We start from the raw sequence: 21,374 nt of genomic DNA, 5'->3' as shown, positions 1-21,374 counted from the left end.
GAGACCCCACCAGCGCACTCACCACCATCAACGCAGCCGGGTCTGCTGCACGACCAGGCCACCGGACTACTCACCACCGCAACCGAGGCCGCCGTCCATTTCGCGCTCCTGCGCCTCGCCCGTGTGGACGGAATCCCCACCGCCTACGCGTACATCGCGGACCGCGACGCCCTGAACGCACGGATACAGGGCCTACTGGCCACTCCGGACGCCGAACTCCTCAGTTCCTGCGCGCTCCTCGAACTCCCGCTCCACCAGGACGAGTTCACCGCCACCGTCCACCTGGCCATGTCGGCGGTCCTCGCCGACGCCCCTATGACGCCACCCCCTGGCCCACGACCCCTACGGCGATGCTGTGCGCCTTGCCGACCGAGCGGAGCGGTTTCTTCCGCAGCCGCCAGGAGAGACCGCTGCCGCGCGGCTTGACGGTGTCCCGGGTGGGCGGAGTGCGGTACTCGGCCCCGACCAGGTGCAGAGCCGCCCGGTGGCCCGAGCGGTCGGCCTCAGCCCCGCCGGGTCGACGCTGCGGGGCTTTACGGATCCCGTCGGCCCGGGAAGCATGTAAGTCTCGTCTCACCTGCGCGAAAGCGCCCCCGTGCACCTCTCCCGAAAGGCAGTCCGGCCTTATTGTCTAAACGTCAAACGCCCTTAAGGAGCTCCCATGACCGCGCCCGTCGTCCACTCGCTGCGCGAGCAGATCCGCGAGCACATCGTGGAGGGGATCGTCAGCGGGCGCTGGCAGCCGGGCGAGCGGATCGTGGAGCGGCGGATCGCCACGGAGCTGGAGGTCAGCCAGACGCCGGTGCGGGAAGCACTGCGTGAGCTGGAGTCCCTTCGGCTGATCGAGTCGGCGCCGAACAAGGGCGTGCGGGTCCGGAACCTGACGGCGGCAGACCTGGAGGAGAGCTACCCGGTGCGGGCCGGGCTGGAGGCGATCGCGGCGGAGCTGGCGGCGGAGCGGCTGGCGGAGGACTGCTCGGCGCTCGAACCGCACGTGGCGGCGCTCTACGAGGCCGACCGGAACGCCGACGGCACGGCCCAGGTCCGCCACACGGTCGGCTTCCACCGCGAGCTGGTCCGGGCGGCCGGCAATTCGGTCCTGCTGCACACGTGGGAGGGGCTGGGCATCGAGGTCTTCACCGCCCTCTCCATCCGCTGGCTGGGGACGGTCCAGCAGTCGTACGCCGAGGAGCACGAGGAGCTGGTCGCCGCGTTCCAGCGCCGGGACCCGCGGATCGCGGAGATCGTGAAGGCGCATGTCCTGGGGTGCGCGCCGCGGGCGTGAGGGGCCGCCGTACGCTGACCCGGGATCCGGGATCCGGGATCCGGGGCGACGAGGAGGCCTGACGTGACGGTGGGCGAGACGCCGGTGAAGCGGCGGCAGGTATGGGTGCTGTGGTGCGTGGCCGGCCTCGCCTACGCCGTCGACCTGGGGAGCAAGCTGGCGGTGGTCGCCTGGCTGGAGGGGCGTGCCGCCCTACCGGTGATCGGGACCTGGATGGAGTTGCGGGTCCAGCGCAACCCCGGCGCGGCGTTCAGCATGGGCCGGACCACGACCATCGTGTTCACGCTGATCGCGGCGGGCGTCGCCGTCGCCGTCGTCCGGGTGTCCCGGCGGCTGACCAGCACACCGTGGGCGGTCTCGCTGGGGCTGATCCTGGGCGGGGCGGTCGGCAATCTGACGGACCGTGTCTTCCGTTCCCCAGGCGGTATGCGGGGAGCGGTGGTCGACTTCATCTCCGTCCGCGACTTCAGCGTGATGAACCTCGCCGACTGGGCGATCACATGCGGATGCGCCCTGGCGGTCCTGTTGTCGGTGCGGGGGCAGGCGCGGGGCGCCGCCGACACCGCGGCACCGACCGCGTCCCCGTCCTGAACCGACCGACCGCGTCCCCGTCCCGAACCAGAAGAGCGCACCCCCGCTCAGACACCGCCTCACCTGCGCAAACGTCGATCGGATCACGTCACCCGGTGCCATCGCCGAAGGCACCCCGTGCCGACTTTCTCGGAATCGAGAGGTTTTGCCCCTGAACCCTTTGATCGATCATCGATCAGGGAGTTAGAGTCGCCGACGGGCTTCCACCAGAGCCTCACGCCCTGTCCTGCCAAAGACCAAGGGCACCCCCGAAGAACCCCTTACCGATGAGGGAACCCCCTTCGACTGAGGAAGGCGGCGACATGACCGACCCCCAGGCCATCCAGCCGAGCGCGCTCGACCAGCTCCCCGACCGGGACCCGGAGGAGACCGCCGAATGGCAGGCCTCACTGGACGCCGTGGCCAAGGAGGCCGGGCCGTACCGCGCCGCGTACCTGATGCGCCGCACGCTGGAGCGCGCCGAGGCGGACGGCATCGCGCTGCCGAAGCTGCTCGAGACCGACTACGTCAACACCATCCCCACCGCCGTCGAGACGGCCGTCCCCGGCGACGAGGAGATGGAGCGGAGGATCACCGCGTGGAACCGCTGGAACGCGGCCGCGATGGTCACCCGGGGCTCGAAACACGGTGTCGGCGGGCACATCGCGACCTTCGCCTCCGCCGCCTGGCTGTACGAGACCGGCTTCAACCACTTCTTCAAGGGCAAGGAGGGGGACGGCAGCGGTGACCAGCTGTACATCCAGGGTCACGCCTCCCCCGGCATCTACGCCCGCGCCTTCCTCGACGGCCGGCTGACCGAGGCGCACCTCGACAACTTCCGCCAGGAGGCCGGCGGCAACGGCCTCCCGTCGTACCCCCACCCCCGCCGCCTCCCCTGGCTGTGGGAGTTCCCGACGGTGAGCATGGGCCTCGGCCCGCTCTCGGCCATCTACCAGGCCCGTTTCAACCGGTACCTGACCGCGCGCGGCATCAAGGACCTCACCGCCTCGCACGTCTGGGCCTTCCTCGGCGACGGCGAGATGGACGAGCCGGAGTCGACTGCGGCGCTCGCGCTCGCCTCCCGTGAGGGCCTGGACAACCTCACCTTCGTCATCAACTGCAACCTGCAGCGCCTCGACGGCCCGGTCCGCGCCAACTTCAAGATCGTGCAGGAGCTGGAGGCCCAGTTCCGCGGCGCGGGCTGGAATGTCATCAAGACGCTGTGGGGTACTGCGTGGGACGAGCTGTTCCAGCTCGACACCACCGGGGCCCTCGTCCGCCGCCTGCGCGAGGTACCGGACGCGCAGGTCCAGACGTACCAGACCCGCGACGCCGCCTACATCCGCGCCGACTTCTTCGGCAAGGACCCCGCGCTCGCCGAGATGGCGAAGCTGCTGAGCGACGACAAGATCCTGGAGTGCTTCCACCTCTCCCGGGGTGGTCACGAGGCGCGCAAGGTGTACGCCGCGTACAAGGCCGCCGTCGAGTTCAAAGGCGCGCCGACCGTGATCCTCGCCCAGACCGTCAAGGGCCACACCCTCGGCGAGGGCTTCGCGTCGAAGAACGCCAACCACCAGATGAAGAAGCTGGCGGTGGACGAGTTCAAGACGATGCGGGACCTGCTGGAGCTGCCGATCAAGGACAGCGACTTCGTCGACGGCAAGGTGCCCTACGGCCACCCCGGCGCCGACTCCCCCGAGGTGCGCTACCTCCAGGAGCGCCGCGCGGCCCTCGGCGGCCCGGCCCCCGCCCGCCGTACCCACGCCCTGGCTCCGCTGCCCGCCCCCGCCGACAAGGCGTTCGCCTCCTTCGACAAGGGCTCCGGCACGCAGAACGTGGCGACGACGATGGCCTTCGTCCGCCTCGTCAAGGACCTGGTCCGGGACAAGGAGACCGGGAAGCGCTGGGTACCGATCGTCCCCGACGAGGCGCGCACCTTCGGCATGGAGAGCCTCTTCCCCTCCCTGGGCATCTACTCGCCCAAGGGGCAGACGTACGAGCCGGTCGACCGCGACCAGCTGATGTACTACAAGGAGGCCAAGAACGGCCAGATCCTCAACGAGGGGATCACCGAGGCCGGTTCGATGGCCGACTTCATCGCCGCGTCCACCGCGTACGCGACGCACGGCGAGGCGATGATCCCGTTCTACATCTTCTACTCGATGTTCGGCTGGCAGCGGACCGCCGACCAGATGTGGCAGCTCGGCGACCAGCTCGGCCGCGGCTTCCTCGTCGGCGCGACGGCCGGCCGTACGACCCTGACGGGCGAGGGCCTCCAGCACGCCGACGGCCACTCCCCGGTGATCGCCGCGACCAACCCGGCCGCGATGACGTACGACCCGGCCTTCGCCTACGAGATCGCGACGATCGTCAAGGACGGTCTGCGCCGGATGTACGGCGAGGCGGCTCCGGGCGAGGACTCCAACGTCTTCTACTACCTGACCGTCTACAACGAGCCGCTCCCGCAGCCCGCCAAGCCGGCCGGGCTCGCCATCGACGAGGGCATCGTCAAGGGCCTGTACCGCTTCAACACCGCGGAGTCCGCGGGCGTGACCGTCCCGGCCAACGCCCCGCGCATCCAGCTCCTCGGTTCCGGTACGGCGATCCACTGGGCGCTGAAGGCGCAGCAGCTGCTCGCCGACGAGTGGGGCGTGGCCGCCGACGTCTGGTCGGCGACGTCCTGGTCGGAACTGCGCCGTGACGCGATGGAGGCGGACGCCGCACTCCTGCGCGGCGAGGAGCGCGTCCCGTACGTCCGCCAGGTCCTGCACGGCGCCGAGGGCCCGGTCCTGGCCGTGTCCGACTACATGCGCCAGGTCCCGGACCAGATCGCGCAGTGGGTGGAGCAGGACTGGTCCTCGCTCGGCGCGGACGGCTTCGGCCTCTCCGACACCCGCGAGGCGGCCCGCCGCCACTTCGGCGTCGACGCCGAGTCGATCGTGGTCGCGGCCCTGGCCCAGCTGGCCCGGCGCGGCGAGGTCAAGGCGACGGCGGTGAAGGAAGCCCGGGAGAAGTACGGGCTGTAGGGAAACCGACTGGGCCACGGCGCGGTTCGGCACCGCCGACCTGCGCCGTCCCGGCCGAGCGACGTTGCGGCGGACAAGAGGGTGCGCACACCTTCCGGTCCGCCGCTTCCCATTTCCCCCCTCTCCGCCGCTTCCCTTTTCCCCCTCTGTCGGTGGGCCCCGGCATCATGAACGCATGCGCGCCGCCCGGCTCATCAAGATGGTGCTTCTGCTGCAGTCCCGGTCCGTCATGACCGCCGGTGAGCTGGCCGTGGAGCTGGAGGTGTCCGAGCGGACCGTGATGCGGGACGCGCAGGCGCTGTCGGAGGCGGGGGTGCCGGTGTACGCGGACCGGGGGCGTGCGGGCGGGTACCGGCTGGTCGGGGGGTATCGGACGCGGCTGACGGGGTTGGGGCGGAGCGAGGCCGAGGCGTTGTTCCTGAGCGGGATGCCGGGGGCCTTGCGGGAGATGGGCCTCGAGGACGCGGCCAGTGCCGCCCGGCTGAAGGTGTCCGCCGCGCTGCTGCCGTCCCTGCGCGACGCGTCCCGTACCGCCGCGCAGCGGTTCCACCTCGACGCGCCCAACTGGTTCACCGAGCCGGAGACCCCCGCGCTGCTGCCCGCCGTCGCCGACGCAGTGTGGGACGACCGGCGGGTCGTCGCGCACTACCGGCGCGGGGAGTCGGAGGTACGGCGGGAACTGGAGCCGTACGGGCTCGTGCTGAAGGCCGGGGTCTGGTACCTGTGCGCGCGGGTCGCGGACAGCGACTCCTACCGGGTGTACCGCATCGACCGGTTCACCTCCGTGGAGGCCGGCGGGAAACGGTTCGAGCGGGACGAGGAGTTCGATCTGCCGGGGTTCTGGGAGCAGCGGGCGGAGCAGTTCGCGCGGTCCCTGCTGCACGCGCAGGTGGTGGTACGGCTGTCGGCGATCGGGGTGCGGAGGCTGTCGTACGCCGTCGATCCGGCCGCCGCGCGGCAGGCCCTCGCGGCGGCCGGGACCCCGGACGACCGGGGGTGGGTGACGGTGACGCTGCCCGTGGAGAGCGAGGAGGTCGCGCACGGCCAGCTGACCGCGTTGGGGCCGGAGGCCGAGGTGCTCGCGCCGGCCCGGCTGCGGGCGCGCTTCGCGGCGGACGCGGCCCGGCTGGCGGGGCTCTACGCACGGCCGGGCGACGGCGCATAACAATCCGCACCACTCCGCGTGCGCCCCCGGCGCTCAGGCACGATGCTGGACCCGTGATGGACGAGACGGAGTTCTGGGAGCTGGTCGACGCCACCCGCGAGGCCGCCGAGGGCGACCCCGACGACCAGGCGGACCTGCTGGTCGACCGGCTGCTCCAGCTGGAGCCGGACCTGGTCCTGGACTTCGCCCGTCACTTCGAGGCCCGCTACAACCGCGCCTACCGCTGGGACCTGTGGGGCGCCGCCTGGGTGCTGCTGGACGGCGCGAGCGACGACGCGTTCGACTTCTTCCGGTGCTGGCTGATCGGCCAGGGCCGGGATGTCTACGAGGGTGCCGTGCACGATCCGGACACGCTGGCGGAGCTGCTGGACGACTTCGACGAGGAGGTCGACGGCGACGGCGAGGAGCTGGGGTACGCGGCGGACGAGGCGTACGAGCAGCTCACCGGGACCGTGGCGCCGGATCTGGGTATCGCGCCCGCTCCCTCCGAACCGGAGGGCGCCCCGGTCGACTTCGAGAACGAGCGGGTGCTCTCCGAGCGGTTCCCCAAGCTGTGGGACCGCTTCAAGGAGTGAGCGCCACGGCGTGAGTGTCGGGGCGTGAGTGTCACGCCGCAGTGCGGCGCCGGGTCACGTCCGACGGGATGTACGCCTGCGTCTGCTCGGCCTTGACCGCATGGTGCATCGGTGCCGCGTTGGCCTGGTCGAGGGCGGACGCGGTGACCGCGGCCGGTCCGAGGACGACCGTCGCGACCGCGCAGACCACGGCCCACGGTCCCCGGGACGACCTGACCCGGCCGGCCTTCCCGGTGCCCTCCGCACCCTGCGTGGTCTCCGTACGGGCTTCGGTACGACTGCTGTTCATGATCCCCACCTCCAGTCGGCTGCTGATGTCCTCGACGGTAGGACGCGCGGATCTGTGGGGCCTGCGTATCGGCTATGGCGTGCCTGTGGACGTCTTCGCGGGTGTTCCCGCAGGCGTTCGCGCCGGTGTCACCGGTGCCGCCGTGGCCGGGCGCAGGGGTGTCATCCACGGCGTTCCCGGCCAGGTCGCCGTGGGCGTCCTGGTCGGTGTTCCGGTGGCCGCCCTCGTCGGCACCCTGCCCTGCAGCCGGGCCGCCGCCGCCCTGATCTCCGGGAGGCGGGCGGCGAGGGCGGCGCCGGGGCAGTTGGTCATGTAGCCGTCCTGGTGGCCGGCGACCGCGGGCAGGGCGACGGTGGTGCCCTGCTGGTAGCGGCTGCGGTCGTTGCTGGAGACCAGGCGGGCCTTGGCGCGCGGGTCGACGTCGGCCAGCCCGAGTTTCCAGGCGACGAGGGCCGCGATGGAGTCGGTCATGGCGCGCGGCACCGGCACCCCGGCGGTGAAGGTGCCGAGGGCGGCGATGCCTGCGGTGCGGTGGTTGAAGCCCTGGGTGTGGGCGCCGGTGACGGCCCGGTCGGTGCCGCCGGCACGGCCCTCGTAGATGGTGCCGCAGCGGTCGACGAGGAAGTTGTAGCCGATGTCGTCCCAGTCCCGGTCGCCGGTCTGGCCGGTGTAGAGGCGGCGGATGATCTCGGGCGCCTGTGCGCAGGAGTAGCCGTTGGGCGAGTCGGTGTGGTGCACGAAGACGGCGACGACCTTGTCGTCGTAGCGCGGCGGCGGCTGGATGCGGCGGACGGTGGCGTTCAGCCAGGCCGAGCGCGGCACGATACGCGGCCGGGGCGCCCGGTACCGGCCGGCCGGGCTGGCGGGCGCGGGTGCGGCGAGGTGCATCGCGACGGGGCGGTCGACGCCCTGGGTGCACAGCACCAGCGTAAGGACGGCGACAAGGCCGGGCAGACAGCCGAGCAGCGTCAGGACGGTGATCCTGGTGCGCCGCCCCGCTCTGGGGAGGACACGCATGGCACCCACTCTCGGGTTGATCCACCGCGTCCGCGATGTGTGCTGTGCCACCTGGTGGAACCATCGTCCCGGTCCGGGACGTTTCAGGAGGTACACGCACGCGTGGCCGGTTCCCGAGGTTCCCGCGCGCGTGAACTGATCACTGGACCTGTCCCGACCGTATTAAGGGCACCGAGAGAAAGGCGGCTCAGTGGACCTGCTCGACCTGGTGCTCGTACTGGTGGTCCTCGTGTACGCGGCGTCCGGTTACCGGCGCGGGCTGGTGGCCGGCTGTGTCTCGCTGGCCGGGTTCGTCGGCGGCGCGGTGATCGGCGTGTGGGTGCTGCCGTGGGTGATGGAGCTGGTCACGCGCGGGACGGCGACGGCGACGGTGGTCGCGGTGCTGACGGTGCTGGTGCCGGCGGTGGTGGGGCACGAGCTGGCGGGGCGGCTGGCGCTGCGGCTGCGCCGGGAGCTGGACGAGGGGCCGCTGCGGGTGGCCGACGGGATAGGCGGGGCGTTCGCCAACTCGGTGGCGGTGCTGATCGTGGCCTGGGTGGCGGCGAGCGTGCTTGCCGCGTCCTCGTCGCCCGCGGTGACGACGGCGATCCGCGACTCGACGCTGCTCGGCGCGGTGCAGAGAACCATGCCGGACACCACCCCGGCCTGGTTCTCGCGGGCCACCTCGGCGCTCACCGAGGCGGGCTTCCCGCAGGTCTTCAACCCGTTCGAGAACGAGTCGACGGCCCAGGTCGCCAAGCCCTCCGGCGACAACGTCACGGCGGCCGCGACGAACGCGGCCAAGCGCAGCACGGTCAAGATCGAGGGTTCCTCCGGCACCCAGGGCCGCGAGGGCAGCGGATTCGTGTTCGCGCCGGAGCATGTGATGACCAACGCCCATGTGGTGGCCGGCATCGACAACCCGAGCGTGCGGATCGGCGGGGTGGGGCCGGCGTACGACGCTCAGGTGGTCCTCTTCGACCCGGACCGGGACGTGGCGGTGCTGTACGTGCCGGAACTGCGCGCGCCGGTGCTGAGGTTCGACACCGCCGCGGCGCGCGGCAACTCGTCGGTGGTCGCCGGCTACCCGCAGGACGGCGACCTGAACCTGCAGGCGGCCACGGTGGCGAACAAGGTGCAGGCCACCGGGCAGAACATCTACAACGACGCCACCGTGACCCGGGAGATCTACTCGATCCGCTCCACGGTCCGCCCCGGCAACTCCGGCGGCCCGCTGCTGACCACCGGCGGCAAGGTGTACGGCGTGGTGTTCGCCCGCTCCACCTCGGACAACGAGACGGGGTACGTCCTGACGGCCGACGAGGTGGCCGGTGACGCGCAGCGCGGGGCGGACGCGACCCAGCCGGTGGACACGGGCGACCTGATCACGTCCTGACCGTCACACCGTCCGCCCCATGAGGACGTCGTCGACGTACCGCCCGTCGAGGAGGAACTCCTCGGGTAGTACGCCCTCGACGGCGAAGCCCTCGGCCTCGTACAGCTTGCGGGCCGGGGTGTTGTGTCCGAGGACGCGCAGGGTGAGCCGTCGGGCGCCGCGCCGCCGGGCCTCCTCGACGGCGGCCCGGATCAGGATGCGTCCCACGCCGCGGCCGCGCACCTCCTCGGTGACGGCGAGGCCCTGGATCTGCAGCACATGCGTGTTGGCGGCGAGCGGGGTGGGACGGGCGAGCCGGACGTAGCCGACGATCCGCCGGTCGAGCTCGGCGACCAGGAACTGGTCCGGGGTGTGGCGTTCGTCGAAGTACGGCGGGTACGGCGGCTGCGGCTCGGGGGTCACCGCGTGCAGGGTGGACCAGGTGACCCGGTCGAGGAGGGCGAGTTCCTCTTCGTCGTCGGGCAGGGCGGTGCGTATGTACGGATCTGCCATGCCGGTCACCTTAGGGGGTGGCCGGCGGATCCTGTCGGCGTCGCGGGGTCTGGCACGCACTCCCCCAGAGGGGGCACCCCCGGCCGCGTTGTCGTCACTCGCCGAGGTCCCCCAGCCTTCGGCCGGGAGGTGCCCCCACCGCGTCGACTCCCTCCTCCGCCTTGCAGCTGCACGCACCAGACCCCGCTCCGGCCGGCCAAGAGCCGCCGCTTCTCTCAGCCAACCTGATCCGCCGGACACCCCCTAAGCGGGGCCGCGCCGGGGGCCCATCGGGTTTTCCGCCGTACCTGCGGGCATGCTGGGGCACATGGAACGTTCTCGTATCGCGGTGGCCGGTGCGTCCGGTCTGATCGGCAGCGCCCTGGTGCGGTCCCTGCGGGCGGACGGGCACGAGGTGGTCCGCCTGGTGCGGCGCGGGGCCCACGGCGCCGGCGAGGTGTGCTGGGACCCCGAGGGGCAGTATGTGGACACGGCCGGGCTGGCCGGCTGCGACGCGGTGGTGAACCTCGCAGGGGCGGGCATCGGCAACCGGCGCTGGACACCGGCGTACAAGAAGACGATCCGGGACAGCCGGGTCCTCGGCACGGCCGCGCTCGCCGAGGCGGTGGCGGCCATGCCGGAGCCGCCCCGGGTGTTCGTGAGCGGCAGCGCGATGGGCATCTACGGCGACACCGGCGACCGGATCGTGGACGAGGACGCCCCGCCCGGGGACGGTTTCCTGCCGTCGCTGTGCGTGGAGTGGGAGGAGGCGGCGGCCCCGGCGCAGGAGGCGGGGGTACGGACGGTGTTCCCGCGCACGGGCCTGGTGGTCGCCCGGGGTGGCGGGGCCTGGGGCCGGCTGTTCCCGCTCTTCGGCGCGGGGCTCGGAGGCCGGCTGGGTGACGGAAGTCAGTACTGGTCGTTCATCGCGCTGCACGACGAGGTGGCCGCGATCAGGTTCCTGATGGACACCGAGGGCCTGGCGGGCCCCTTCAACCTCACCGCGCCGCAGCCTCTGACGAACCGTGAGATCACGGCGGCGATGGCCCGGGTACTGCACCGCCCGGCCCTCTTCCCGGTGCCCGCCGCCGTGCTGCGGACCGCACTGGGCGAGCTGGCCGGGGACATCCTGGGCAGCCAACGGGTGGTGCCCAAGCGGCTGTTGGAGTCGGGGTTCACGTTCGCGTTCCCGGGCATCGAGGACGCGATTCGCGCGGCCTGACGCCACATGTGACCGCATGCGACCGGTGTGCGACCGTGCCCTGTTCATGCGCGACTGTCCTCGACCGTTCACCGCCCTAACCTCGACCCGAACTCGGGTATCCCCGGAGCCTGTTGGGGGCATCACGTCTCCACCGGACGCGCAATCGAGGAGGGGCCTCGTGCATGAGCCCGCGTACCAGGCGGACGTCGTCATCGTGGGAGCCGGTATCGCCGGACTCTCCGCGGCTCATCGGCTGAACAGCGCAGGAGTAACGACCGCGGTCCTGGAGGCCGCCCCCTACGTCGGCGGACGCATGTCGACCGAGAAGGTCGACGGCTTCCGGCTCGACCGGATCGGTCAGCTCCTGTCCACGTCCTACCCGGAACTACAGCTGACACCGGGACTGGACGCCCTGGCTCTGCGCCGGTTCGCGCCCGGCGTGCTACTGCATCGCAACGGGCGCAGGCACCGGGCCGGCGCTCCGGCGGGCGGAGGAAGCGCGAGGGGCGCACTGTATGCCGTGCGCGCCCTGGCGAGCGCCCCCAGGGGCTCGGCGGTGGCCCCGGCGCGGGTGACCGCGCCGATGGGTAGCGCGGTCGACCAGGCACGTCTGGGCGCGGCGCTGGGCCGGATGGCGACCACGCCCGTCGAGCGGCTCCTCGCCCGCCCCGAGCTCCCCGCCGCCCACGCCCTCGCGGAGCGCGGGGTACCCGCCCGCACGGTCGACGGCTTCCTGCGCCCGCTGCTCGCGGCGCTGCTCTGCGACCCCGAGCTGACGACGTCCAGCCGGTGCGCGGACCTCGCCCTGCGCTCCTTCGCGAGCGGGCGGCTGTGCGTGCCGGAGGGAGGCGCCGAGGTCGTCCCCGAGCTCCTCGCCCGCGCCCTGCCACCCGGCACGGTCCGCACGGGCGTACGGGTCACCTCGGTCTCGACGACATCGGTGACGACGGCCGACCACGGCGAGATCCGCTGTCAGGCGGTCCTGCTGGCGACCGATGCCCGGGCCGCCGCCGAACTGCTCCCGGGCCTCCGGGTCCCGGACTTCCACCAGGTCACGGTGGTCCACCACACGACGGACGAACCGGCGACGCTCACGACGGGCACGTCGCTCCTGCTGGACGCCGACCGGAGCGGCCCCGTCTCCCACACCTCCGTGGTCAGCAACATCGACCCGAGCCGGGCCCCCCAGGGCCGTGCCCTGATCTCCTCCACGGTCCTCGGCACACCGCCCTCGGACATCGACACATCGGTCCGTATGCACCTCTCCCGTCTCTACGGCACGTCGACGCGCCGCTGGGAGACCCTCGCGATCCACCACACACCGGAGGCGATCCCGGCCATGCGCCCCCCGCACGACCTCCGCCGCCCGGTCCGCCTCCTGGCCGGCCTCTACGTCTGCGGCGACCACCGCGACACCAGCACAGTCCAGGGAGCCCTCCATTCGGCCCACCGGGCAACGGCAGCGATATTGGCAGACCTGGACGCATCAGGCTCCTTGAACCGAGCAGAGCCCATGCAACGCCGAGCAGCGTAAGCGCCCCGCCAGGGGCGCGGGGAACTGCGCGACCAGCCACGACGGCGCGGCACGGAAGCGACCATCGCCACCCGCAACGGCGAGTGGTCAAGGCCGGCCCGGCACCGCCGGACAACACCGTCGTGGCTGAGCACCTCCGCGGCGGAAGCGAGCGGTGGAGAAAGAGGGAGCACCACAAAGGCGAGCCGCACAAGGCGGACTGTGCAACGCCGAGCCTCATAGCGCCCCGTAAGGGGCGCGGGGAACTGCGCGACCAGCCACGACGGCGCGGCACGGAAGCGACCACCGCCACCCGCAACGGCAAGTGGTCAAGGCCGGCCCGGCACCGCCGGACAACACCGTCGTGGCTGAGCACCTCCGCGGCGGAAGCGAGCGGTGGAGAAAGAGGGAGCACCACAAAGGCGAGCCGCACAAGGCGGACTGTGCAACGCCGAGCCGCATAGCGCCCCGTAAGGGGCGCGGGGAACTGCGCGACCAGCCACGACGGCGCGGCACGGAAGCGACCATCGCCACCCGCAACGGCGAGTGGTCAAGGCCGGCCCGGCACCGCCGGACAACACCGTCGTGGCTGAGCACCTCCGCGGCGGAAGCGAGCGGTGGAGAAGGAAGGACCGGCGAAAAGGCGAGCCGAGTCGAAAGCCGCCCCGCCCGGCGCAGCACCCCGTCGGCCCGGCCGGCGCGGTTGCCCCGCTAGCCCAGCGCGGCGACCTTGTCGCGGTAGCCCTTTACCGGTGCCGCGTCCTTGTACGGCTCCAGTCGGCGTTCGAAGTCCTTGACGTACTCGATCGCGCGCACCGAGCGCATCTCCGCGGCCGCCCCCGCCGCTTCCACGCCGAGCGCGCACGCCTGGTCGAGTTCGCCGAGGCCCAGGCGAGCCGTGGCGAGGACGACGCGGCAGAAGAGGCGGCTGCGGGCGTAGGAGGGCGCACGCAGTTGCAGTGAGCGTTCGGCGTGCTGGGCGGACGCGCGGAACTGCTGCAGGTCCCGGTGGCAGTGGCCGAACTCGTCGGCGAGCTGGGCCTCGTCGAAGAAGCGGGCCCAGTGCGGGACCTCGTCGCCGGGGCGGGCCGCCTCCAGCGCGCGTTCCGCGCGGACCAGCGCGCCCGTGCATGCCCGCACCTCGCCGAGGACTCCGTGCGCGCGGGCCTCGGCCGCGTGCAGAAGCGCCTGGACGACCGGCGAGGCGCTGGTGCCGACGCCCTGCTGGGCCACCCGCGCCAGCTGCACCGCCTCCCGGCCGTGCCCGAGGTAGACCGCCTGACGGCTCATGGTGACCAGGACGTAGGAGCCGTAGGCCCGGTCCCCCGCCGCCTGGGCGAGCCGGAGGGACTGCACGAAGTAACGCTGCGCCAGGCCGTGCGCCGCGATGTCGTACGACGTCCAGCCCGCGAGCCGGGTGAGGTCGGCGGCCGCGCCGAACAGCTTGCGGCCGGTCTGCTCGCCGTACGTGCCGCGCAGCATCGGCTCGCACTCGTGCTCCAGATAGCGCACCAGTGCCTGCCGGGCGTGCCCACCGCCGTACGCGTCGTCGAGCGTGCGGAACAGGTCGCCGACGGAGCGCAGCGCGGCGATGTCGCCGCCGGTGACCTTCTGGCCGGGTCCGCGTTCGGTCTGTCCGCGCGGGCGCCCCGGCACGGGCGGTACCTGCCTGGGCACGGCCGGACGGAGCTGCGCCGGCACCCGGGCCGCCGGTGCGGGCGCCGGCGCCGGCTCGCCGCGGGCCACCCTGTCGTCGGCGCGGCCGATCAGCCAGTCCCGGCTGGGCACCACGAGCCCGGCCGGGGTGAACGCGATCTTGCGGAGCTCGGCGTGGCTGCCGGAGTCCTTGCGCCACAGCCCGCTGACGATGTCGACGGCCTCCTCGGGCGTCGCCGCGAACTCCAGTCCGGCGTACACCGGGGCGCATGCGTCGAGGCCCAGATCCTGGGCGGTGAGCCGGCGGCCGAGGCGCCGGGTGAAGACCTCGGCGATCAGCGCGGGGGTGGTGCCCCGGGGCTGCTGGCCGCGCAGCCACCGGGTGACGGATGTCTTGTCGTATCTGAGATCCAGCCCGTGTTCGAGGCCGAGTTGGTCGACGCGACGCGCCAGACCCGCGTTGGAGAACCCCGCTTCTGCGATGAGCGCGGCGAGCTGGCGGTTGGGGGTGCGCTGCGCGGGTCGGTCCGTCATCTGGGGTGGGGTCTCCTGCCTTCTGGCTCAGCTCGGTAGCTTGTGCCCGGATTGCCGGTGAGCAGCCCTTTTGGCGCTCGTGGACGGCGCGAATGTAGCGGAGAGTGAGCAGCCGATCGCACACTTCGACGTTCATTCATCCGATCGTGTGAGGATTGCCCCCGAGGCTGACGCGCGCCGGGCGGACGTACAGTGGCTTGGGCGCGTTACGTGCCTGACGCACTTATCGCCTTATCGCCGAGGGAGGCGCTTGCCGTGAGCGAGTTGCGGTTCGTCCGTATGGGGTTCGGCGCGGATGCCGTCGAGTACCAGGAGGCGTGGGACGAGCAGCGCCGGGTGCACGCGGCCCGGTTCGCCGACGAAGTCCCCGACACGGTGCTGCTGCTCGAACACCCCCCGGTGTACACGGCGGGCCGCCGCACCGCGGACAACGAGCGCCCCCTCGACGGCACCCCGGTCGTCGACGTGGACCGCGGCGGCAAGATCACCTGGCACGGCCCCGGCCAGCTGGTCGGCTACCCGATCCAGAAGCTCCCGCGCCCGGTGGACGTGGTCGCGCACGTACGACGCCTGGAGGAGGCGCTGATCCGCGTCTGCGCCGAGTTCGGCCTGGAGACCACCCGGGTGGAGGGCCGCAGCGGCGTGTGGGTACTCGGCGACCCGGTCGAACAGCGGCCGACGATCGGAGGCCTCTCCCTGGACTTCGACCCGCGGCTGCACGACGAGGAGTTCGACCCGCGGATGAACGGCCCGGAGTACGCGCCCTCCAACGCCGGCCAGCGGCGCGAGGACCGCAAGATCGCCGCGATCGGCATCCGGGTCGCCAAGGGCGTCACGATGCACGGCTTCGCACTGAACGTGAACCCCGACAACAAGTGGTTCGACCGGATCATCCCGTGCGGCATCCGGGACGCGGGCGTGGCCTCCCTGGCGGGCGAACTGGGCCGGGACGTCACGATCGAGGAGGTGCTGCCGGTGGTGGAGCGGCACCTCAAGGACGTCCTGGAGAACGCGGAACTCGCGCCGAGGGTGATCGAGAAGACACCCGCTGCCTGACTTTGGCCAGCAGGCTTTCGAATCCACGGGCGTACGCTGGAGCACGCCGAAGAATCAATCGCTAGGGAGCCGGTCGTGTCCGCAGTCGCACCCGACGGACGCAAGATGCTGCGCCTGGAGGTCCGTAACAGCCAGACCCCCATCGAGCGCAAGCCCGAGTGGATCAAGACCCGGGCGAAAATGGGCCCCGAGTACACGAAGATGCAGAACCTCGTGAAGAGCGAGGGCCTGCACACGGTCTGCCAGGAAGCCGGCTGCCCGAACATCTACGAGTGCTGGGAGGACCGCGAGGCGACCTTCCTCATCGGCGGCGACCAGTGCACCCGGCGCTGCGACTTCTGCCAGATCGACACCGGCAAGCCCGAGGCGCTGGACCGCGACGAGCCGCGCCGCGTGGGCGAGTCCGTGGTCACCATGGACCTGAACTACGCCACCATCACCGGCGTCGCCCGCGACGACCTGGCGGACGGCGGTGCCTGGCTGTACGCGGAGACCGTCCGGCAGATCCACGCGCAGACAGCGGAGCGCGAGGGCGGCCGCACCAAGGTCGAGCTGCTCGCCCCCGACTTCAACGCGGTCCCCGAGCAGCTCGCCGAGGTCTTCTCGTCCCGCCCCGAGGTCTTCGCGCACAACGTCGAGACGGTGCCCCGGATCTTCAAGCGGATCCGCCCCGGCTTCCGCTACGAGCGTTCGCTGAAGGTCATCACCGAGGCCCGTGACTTCGGCCTGGTCACCAAGTCCAACCTCATCCTCGGCATGGGCGAGACCCGCGAGGAGGTCAGCGACGCGCTGCGCCAGCTGCACGAGGCGGGCTGCGAGCTGGTCACCATCACCCAGTACCTGCGTCCGAGCGTCCGGCACCACCCCGTGGAGCGCTGGGTCAAGCCGCACGAGTTCGTGGAGCTGAAGGAGGAGGCCGAGCAGATCGGCTTCTCGGGTGTCATGTCCGGCCCCCTGGTCCGCTCCTCCTACCGGGCCGGCCGCCTCTACCAGATGGCCGTGGAGAAGCGGGGCGCGTTCGTCGCCGCGCAGGCCGTCTGACGGTCTCCGCCACGGCCTTGGGCCATTTGCGTGTGAATTCACGCACAAGTTGCTACCGGTCAGTAATGACCGAATGGACGCGGTCCTGACCGTCCTCGCTGATGAGGGCGTACGTCAGGGCCGCGTCAGCGTTCCGGCCCCGCGCATCAAGGCTTCATTGGTGTTTGACCGGTCGGTCACGCCCTGGTAACACCAAACAGTGACCCTGGTATCACAGCACGTACAGCCACTTCGAGGGAGGACCTCCACCATGCAGGCCGCGCCCGTTCGCGCCACCGCCATCCCGTCCTTCACCGACGCCCTGCGCGCCGTCGAGTCGATCCTGATGAGCGGCGGCCAGCGCACCGCCCGCCAGAACGCCTGGACCTCCGTACTGGAGGACCGCCGTCGTGCCAAGGACCGGGTCGAGGCGCAGCGCTTCCTGGAGCAGGCCGCCGGCCGCTCCTGACGCCCCTTCCGGGGGCCTTCCCGGGGCACTGCCGTCGTCGGCACTCCCGGGGCCACGTAGACTTCGGGGCATGGCGAGGAAGGAACCCGCAGCGGACGCTGCGAATGCGGGACGACTGAAGCAGATCGTCCTGACGTACAAGATGACCCGCAAGGCCGATAAGACGATCGGTCTTGTACTTGCGGGTGTCGGTCTCGGCACCCTTGCCGTCTTCCTCGTGATCGGCTTCCTGATCGGCCACCCGGTCTATCTGGGCATCCTGGGCCTGCTGCTCGCTTTCCTCGCGACGGCGATCGTCTTCGGCCGCCGGGCCGAGCGGGCGGCCTTCGGCCAGATGGAGGGCCAGCCGGGCGCGGCCGCCGCGGTGCTGGACAACATCGGGCGGGGCTGGACGACAACGCCGGCAGTGGCGATGAACCGCAGCCAGGACGTGGTGCACCGGGCGGTCGGCAAGGCCGGCATCGTGCTGGTCGCCGAGGGCAACCCGAACCGGGTGAAGACCCTGCTGGCCGCCGAGAAGAAGAAGATGGCCCGCATCGTGGCCGATGTGCCGGTGCACGACGTGATCGTGGGCACGGGCGAGGGCCAGGTCGAGCTGAAGAAGCTGCGCACGACGATGCTCAAGTTCCCGCGCGTGCTTGCCGGCCCCCAGGTGACGGCGACCAACGACCGACTGCGGGCCATGGGCGACCTGATGTCCAACATGCCGCTGCCGAAGGGACCCATGCCCAGGGGCATGCGGATGCCGAAGGGCGGACCTCGGGGGCGGTAGTCCGCCCAAGAGCTCGGGGCGCGGTGGTCGCTACGGCGACCACCGCGCCTTTGTGGTTTCCCGGTCGTCCAACGCGGATGACACGCCGCCGAACGGAGCATCCAGCGGGTTATCGGGTCATCCACTCCTAACCTTCCAAATGTGACAAAACGCCATATCACATACCTCGCCGGTGCCGCCGTCCTGTGCGGCTCCCTCCTCGGCGCCGCACCGGCGTCCGCCGCCCATCGCGTCCACTGGGTGCACCCGGGCGAGTCGATCCAGAAGGCCGTGAACGCCGCCGAGCCCGGTGACACGGTCGTCGTGATGGCCGGCACCTACCGCGAGAGCGTCAAGGTGACCACGCCCGGCCTCACGCTGCGCGGCGTGGGCCCGCAGACCGTGCTGAAGCCGGCCAAGAAGGTCAAGGCGGGCAAGGTGAAGGCCGGCAAGGCGAGGGCCGCCGCCCAGAAGTCCTGCGCGGAGATGGGCAACGGCATCTGCGTGGTCGGCACCAAGAAGCAGCCCGTCGAGGACGTGACCATCACCGGGATGACCGTCACCGGGTTCTCCCGGATCGGCGTGATGACCGTGGGCGCGGCCAACCTGAACGTGCACGGCGTGGCCGCCGTCAAGAACGGTCAGTGGGGCATCGCCGAGGAGCGCTCGGTGCACAGCACCTACCGCGACAACGTCGCCCGGGACAACGGCGACGCGGGCCTGTTCCTCGCCAACTCCGTCACCGCGGAGAAGGGCGCCACGGACACCCACGGCACGGTCGTCGAGCGCAACCTCCTGCAGGGCAACCGGATCGGCGTCACCGTGCGCCGGCTGCGCAACCTGACCGTCGCCGGCAACTCGGTCACCGGCAACTGCGCGGGCGTCTTCGTCGTCGGCGACGAGAACAAGCCGAAGGCGGGCAACATCACCGTCGCCGAGAACCAGGTCGTCAAGAACAACAAGTACTGCAAGAAGACCGCCAGGCTGGCCTTCCTGCAGGGCACGGGCATCGTCCTGACCGGCACCGAAAAGACCCTGGTCACGCACAACACGGTCACCGGCAACACCGGCAAGTCCCCGCTGTCCGGCGGCGTCGTGATCTTCAAGAGCTTCGTCGGCACCACCAGCGACAAGAACCAGGTCACCGACAACAAGCTGTCGGGCAACGGCCCCGCCGACCTGATCAACCAGGAAGCCACCAAGCACGGCAACGCCTTCAAGGGCAACACCTGCAAGAAGTCCAAGCCCGCGGGTCTGTGCTGACCGTAGGGACGTACGGCACCCCCAGAAGAAACCCCAGAAGGACCCTCAGAAGGAAGGAAGGCGGCACATGACCGCACCAGCACGCGACCTCTCGTCGGCGGCGAAGCAGCCGACGCAGGAGGACGCTCCGCCGCCGTCGATGCGGCTGCGCGAGCTCGTGTTCGGGGCGGCGTGTGCCGCCGCCGTCCGCGCGGCCGCCCGGCTGCGCGTCGCCGACGCGCTCGGGGACGCCCCCATGACCGTGGAGACCCTGGCGGCCACGGTGAAGACGGACCCGAAGCCGCTGCGCCGGCTGCTGCGCGCCCTGTCCTGCTACGGCGTCTTCGCCGAGCGGCCGGACGGGACGTTCGCCCACACCGAGACCTCCCGGCTGCTGCGCGAGGACGACCCGCACAGCCTCCGCTACATCGCCCTGTGGTGCACCGAGCCGTGGACCTGGGACGCCTGGCCGAAGCTCGACGAGGCCGTGCGCACCGGCCGCAACGTCGTCGAGGACCTCTACGGCAAGGAGTTCTTCGACTACCTGAACGAGGACGCGCCGGAATCGGCGGACGTCTTCAACCGGGCGATGACCACCTCCAGCGAGCAGTCGGCCCGTGAGGTCGCCGCGCTGCTGGACCTGTCCGGGAGCCGGTCGGTCGCCGATCTCGGCGGCGGGCAGGGGCATGTGGTGGCATGCCTGCTGGACAAGTACCCGGCGATGAAGGGCTATCTGCTGGATCTGCCGCGGGTGGTGGAGAAGGCGCTGCCGCGGCTGCGTCCGGGCGGGGACCTGGAGGACCGGGCGAGCATCGTGCCCGGTGACATCCGGGAGGCCGTGCCGGTCGGGGCCGACGCCTACATCATCAAGAACATCCTGGAGTGGGACGACGAGTCCACCGCGCGGCTGCTCGCGAATGTCATCGCGGCCGGTGGTCCGGGGGCCCGGGTCGTGGTCATCGAGAACCTGGTCGACGACTCCCCGTCGATGCGGTTCAGTACGGCCATGGACCTGCTGCTGCTCCTGAACGTCGGCGGGGCCAAGCACACCACCGACAGCATGGTGCGCCGGCTGACCGACGCGGGACTGCAGGTGGGTGACATCCGGCCGGTCAATCCGTATCTGCACGCCTTCGAGTGCACGGTGCCCGCCTGATCGGGCGGCGGAGGACCCCGTGCACGCCGGTGCCGGGCCCGCGTCGTACGCGGGTCCGGCACCGTTGGCTGGGCGGCCTGCGGTTCAGGCGCCGCCGTCGCGCTCCCAGAGGTAGAAGCGCTGTGCCATCGCGTCCTTCGGGGAGCGCCAGGTCTCCGGGTCGTACGCGCTGACGTACGCCTGGAGACGATCGCTGACGTCCCTGAACTCGGGGTGCGAGGTGACCTTGGCGATGGCCGGTCCCGGCTCGCGCTCGGACTCGATGAGGTGCATGTACACATCACCGAACTGGAAGAGGCTGCGCCGGGTGACCCCGACGAGGTGCGGCAGCTCTCCCCGGTCGGACTCCGCGAACACCTTCGCGATGTCGGGTGCGGAGCCCGGGGCCATACGGGCGACGATCAGGGCCTGGTGCACGGTGTCTCTCCTGTCGTACGGCTCGTGCGGTTCGGTCGGTTCGGTCGGCTCAGAGGGTTCGGTCGGCTCAGTGGGTCGGTCGGCTCAGTGGGTTCGGTCGGCTCAGTCGGCCAGGGCCGGGTCGCGGCGCCGGCCGGTGGCCGCCTTCTCGATCTTGTCGCGGATCAGGGCCATCTGGACCTTGGAGTTCCGGTTGATGTTGTCGGTCATCCAGTCGTCGTCGACGGGGGCGTCCGGCTTCATCGCGAAGTCCTGGGTCCAGACCATCCGGGTACCGGCGGGCACCTCCTCGTACTGCCAGAGGATGTCCATGTGCGCGAACGGGCCGGTCTCCACGCGGCGGGCCTTGACCCGCAGGCGGGCGCGGTCCGCCTCGCGCTCGGAGACCCAGCTCCACACCTTGCCGTTCTCGTCGGGGTGCATGGTCAGCCGGAAGGTGACCTTGTTCCCCGCCTCCTCCAGGATCTCGGCGCTGGCGTACTCGCTGAACAGCTGGTGCCAGTTGGCCACGTCGTTGGTCATGTCCCAGACCAGGTCGACGGGCGCGGCGATGGTGATCTCGTTCTGGGTGTGTCCGGTCATG

20 protein-coding genes and 1 pseudogene are annotated in these 21,374 nt (G+C 71.3%); 14 read left to right on the top strand and 7 right to left on the bottom strand.

The genetic code is table 11. The annotated features are described in order from the left end of the window. Positions 1-313 precede the first annotated feature (313 nt). Positions 314-577, bottom strand: a complete 264-nt coding sequence (locus EDD90_RS38925; RefSeq protein ID WP_123977791.1) for a hypothetical protein — start codon at positions 575-577, stop codon at positions 314-316. Between the two features lie 84 nt (positions 578-661). On the opposite strand from EDD90_RS38925, the gene EDD90_RS38920 reads away from it, so the two are divergent. The 5 genes from EDD90_RS38920 (at position 662) to EDD90_RS38900 (ending at position 6,621) form a co-directional block, all read left to right on the top strand. Continuing rightward, positions 662-1,285 (top strand): GntR family transcriptional regulator, encoded by a 624-nt coding sequence (locus EDD90_RS38920; protein WP_123977790.1) that lies wholly within the window; start codon positions 662-664, stop codon positions 1,283-1,285. A 63-nt stretch (positions 1,286-1,348) separates the two neighbouring features. Then, positions 1,349-1,876, top strand: a complete 528-nt coding sequence (lspA, locus tag EDD90_RS38915; protein WP_260328413.1) for a signal peptidase II — start codon at positions 1,349-1,351, stop codon at positions 1,874-1,876. 302 nt (positions 1,877-2,178) lie between these two features. Next, positions 2,179-4,881 carry a pyruvate dehydrogenase (acetyl-transferring), homodimeric type gene (gene aceE, locus EDD90_RS38910; protein WP_123977788.1) on the top strand — a complete coding sequence of 901 codons (2,703 nt, stop codon included), beginning with the start codon at positions 2,179-2,181 and terminating at the stop codon, positions 4,879-4,881. 175 nt (positions 4,882-5,056) lie between these two features. Next, on the top strand, positions 5,057-6,046 hold the full coding sequence (locus EDD90_RS38905; protein WP_123977787.1) for a YafY family protein: 990 nt from the start codon (positions 5,057-5,059) through the stop codon (positions 6,044-6,046). Between the two features lie 56 nt (positions 6,047-6,102). After that, positions 6,103-6,621, top strand: a complete 519-nt coding sequence (locus tag EDD90_RS38900; protein ID WP_123982098.1) for a DUF4240 domain-containing protein — start codon at positions 6,103-6,105, stop codon at positions 6,619-6,621. Positions 6,622-6,652: 31 nt separating this feature from the next. Here EDD90_RS38900 and EDD90_RS38895 read toward each other — a convergent pair whose 3' ends face one another. Both EDD90_RS38895 and EDD90_RS38890 read right to left on the bottom strand, forming a co-directional pair. Beyond that, a complete protein-coding gene (locus EDD90_RS38895) occupies positions 6,653-6,910 on the bottom strand; it encodes a hypothetical protein (RefSeq protein ID WP_123977786.1) in 258 nt (85 codons plus the stop codon). A 234-nt stretch (positions 6,911-7,144) separates the two neighbouring features. Next, positions 7,145-7,927: pseudogene (locus EDD90_RS38890) on the bottom strand (peptidoglycan recognition protein); the annotation flags it as partial. Between the two features lie 190 nt (positions 7,928-8,117). Here EDD90_RS38890 and EDD90_RS38885 point away from each other — a divergent pair. Beyond that, the gene (locus tag EDD90_RS38885) at positions 8,118-9,302 is read left to right on the top strand and encodes a MarP family serine protease (RefSeq protein WP_123977784.1); all 1,185 of its coding nucleotides are present in this window, start codon (positions 8,118-8,120) and stop codon (positions 9,300-9,302) included. 3 nt (positions 9,303-9,305) lie between these two features. On the opposite strand, the gene EDD90_RS38880 is transcribed toward EDD90_RS38885, so the two are convergent. After that, positions 9,306-9,794 carry a GNAT family N-acetyltransferase gene (locus tag EDD90_RS38880; RefSeq protein WP_185149385.1) on the bottom strand — a complete coding sequence of 163 codons (489 nt, stop codon included), beginning with the start codon at positions 9,792-9,794 and terminating at the stop codon, positions 9,306-9,308. Between the two features lie 307 nt (positions 9,795-10,101). Between EDD90_RS38880 and EDD90_RS38875 the strand changes: the two genes are divergently transcribed. Together EDD90_RS38875 and EDD90_RS38870 are read left to right on the top strand one after the other, a co-directional pair. After that, positions 10,102-10,995 (top strand): TIGR01777 family oxidoreductase, encoded by an 894-nt coding sequence (locus EDD90_RS38875; RefSeq protein WP_123977782.1) that lies wholly within the window; start codon positions 10,102-10,104, stop codon positions 10,993-10,995. 160 nt (positions 10,996-11,155) lie between these two features. Then, the gene (locus tag EDD90_RS38870) at positions 11,156-12,511 is read left to right on the top strand and encodes an NAD(P)/FAD-dependent oxidoreductase (RefSeq protein ID WP_123977781.1); all 1,356 of its coding nucleotides are present in this window, start codon (positions 11,156-11,158) and stop codon (positions 12,509-12,511) included. 690 nt (positions 12,512-13,201) lie between these two features. Here the strand turns inward: EDD90_RS38870 and EDD90_RS38865 are convergent. Then, positions 13,202-14,680 (bottom strand): regulator, encoded by a 1,479-nt coding sequence (locus tag EDD90_RS38865; protein ID WP_123977780.1) that lies wholly within the window; start codon positions 14,678-14,680, stop codon positions 13,202-13,204. A 255-nt stretch (positions 14,681-14,935) separates the two neighbouring features. Between EDD90_RS38865 and lipB the strand changes: the two genes are divergently transcribed. The 6 genes from lipB to EDD90_RS38835 all read left to right on the top strand — a co-directional run bounded on the left by lipB (position 14,936) and on the right by EDD90_RS38835 (position 20,374). Then, positions 14,936-15,736 (top strand): lipoyl(octanoyl) transferase LipB, encoded by an 801-nt coding sequence (gene lipB, locus EDD90_RS38860; protein ID WP_123977779.1) that lies wholly within the window; start codon positions 14,936-14,938, stop codon positions 15,734-15,736. Positions 15,737-15,811: 75 nt separating this feature from the next. After that, the gene (gene lipA / locus EDD90_RS38855) at positions 15,812-16,777 is read left to right on the top strand and encodes a lipoyl synthase (protein WP_123977778.1); all 966 of its coding nucleotides are present in this window, start codon (positions 15,812-15,814) and stop codon (positions 16,775-16,777) included. Between the two features lie 250 nt (positions 16,778-17,027). Continuing rightward, positions 17,028-17,225 carry a hypothetical protein gene (locus tag EDD90_RS38850; RefSeq protein ID WP_123977777.1) on the top strand — a complete coding sequence of 66 codons (198 nt, stop codon included), beginning with the start codon at positions 17,028-17,030 and terminating at the stop codon, positions 17,223-17,225. 70 nt (positions 17,226-17,295) lie between these two features. Continuing rightward, positions 17,296-17,997 (top strand): DUF4191 domain-containing protein, encoded by a 702-nt coding sequence (locus EDD90_RS38845; protein WP_123977776.1) that lies wholly within the window; start codon positions 17,296-17,298, stop codon positions 17,995-17,997. Between the two features lie 141 nt (positions 17,998-18,138). Beyond that, on the top strand, positions 18,139-19,239 hold the full coding sequence (locus tag EDD90_RS38840; RefSeq protein WP_123977775.1) for a nitrous oxide reductase family maturation protein NosD: 1,101 nt from the start codon (positions 18,139-18,141) through the stop codon (positions 19,237-19,239). A 139-nt stretch (positions 19,240-19,378) separates the two neighbouring features. Then, positions 19,379-20,374, top strand: coding sequence for a methyltransferase (locus EDD90_RS38835; protein ID WP_123982096.1), 996 nt, complete (start codon positions 19,379-19,381; stop codon positions 20,372-20,374). 84 nt (positions 20,375-20,458) lie between these two features. Here the strand turns inward: EDD90_RS38835 and EDD90_RS38830 are convergent, their stop codons facing one another. Beyond that, positions 20,459-20,791, bottom strand: a complete 333-nt coding sequence (locus EDD90_RS38830) for a TcmI family type II polyketide cyclase (protein WP_123977774.1) — start codon at positions 20,789-20,791, stop codon at positions 20,459-20,461. A gap of 102 nt (positions 20,792-20,893) precedes the next feature. Next, positions 20,894-21,373, bottom strand: coding sequence for an SRPBCC family protein (locus tag EDD90_RS38820; protein ID WP_123977773.1), 480 nt, complete (start codon positions 21,371-21,373; stop codon positions 20,894-20,896). Position 21,374: the final 1 nt, after the last annotated feature.

The organism is Streptomyces sp. Ag109_O5-1 (assembly GCF_003814875.1).
Lineage (GTDB): Bacteria > Actinomycetota > Actinomycetes > Streptomycetales > Streptomycetaceae > Streptomyces > Streptomyces sasae.
Note: the sequence above shows the minus strand (reverse complement) of the source record. Positions and strands in the feature narration are given on the sequence as shown.

Excerpts from the sequence above, each read along its gene's own strand:
- EDD90_RS38920 (WP_123977790.1), top strand. The coding sequence starts at position 662 with ATGACCGCGCCCGTCGTCCACTCGCTGCGCGAGCAGATCCGCGAGCAC.
- aceE (WP_123977788.1), top strand. The coding sequence starts at position 2,179 with ATGACCGACCCCCAGGCCATCCAGCCGAGCGCGCTCGACCAGCTCCCC.
- EDD90_RS38905 (WP_123977787.1), top strand. The coding sequence starts at position 5,057 with ATGCGCGCCGCCCGGCTCATCAAGATGGTGCTTCTGCTGCAGTCCCGG.
- EDD90_RS38900 (WP_123982098.1), top strand. The coding sequence starts at position 6,103 with ATGGACGAGACGGAGTTCTGGGAGCTGGTCGACGCCACCCGCGAGGCC.
- EDD90_RS38895 (WP_123977786.1), bottom strand. The coding sequence starts at position 6,910 with ATGAACAGCAGTCGTACCGAAGCCCGTACGGAGACCACGCAGGGTGCG.
- EDD90_RS38880 (WP_185149385.1), bottom strand. The coding sequence starts at position 9,794 with ATGGCAGATCCGTACATACGCACCGCCCTGCCCGACGACGAAGAGGAA.
- EDD90_RS38875 (WP_123977782.1), top strand. The coding sequence starts at position 10,102 with ATGGAACGTTCTCGTATCGCGGTGGCCGGTGCGTCCGGTCTGATCGGC.
- EDD90_RS38865 (WP_123977780.1), bottom strand. The coding sequence starts at position 14,680 with ATGACGGACCGACCCGCGCAGCGCACCCCCAACCGCCAGCTCGCCGCG.
- EDD90_RS38850 (WP_123977777.1), top strand. The coding sequence starts at position 17,028 with ATGCAGGCCGCGCCCGTTCGCGCCACCGCCATCCCGTCCTTCACCGAC.
- EDD90_RS38845 (WP_123977776.1), top strand. The coding sequence starts at position 17,296 with ATGGCGAGGAAGGAACCCGCAGCGGACGCTGCGAATGCGGGACGACTG.
- EDD90_RS38835 (WP_123982096.1), top strand. The coding sequence starts at position 19,379 with ATGCGGCTGCGCGAGCTCGTGTTCGGGGCGGCGTGTGCCGCCGCCGTC.
- EDD90_RS38820 (WP_123977773.1), bottom strand. The coding sequence starts at position 21,373 with ATGACCGGACACACCCAGAACGAGATCACCATCGCCGCGCCCGTCGAC.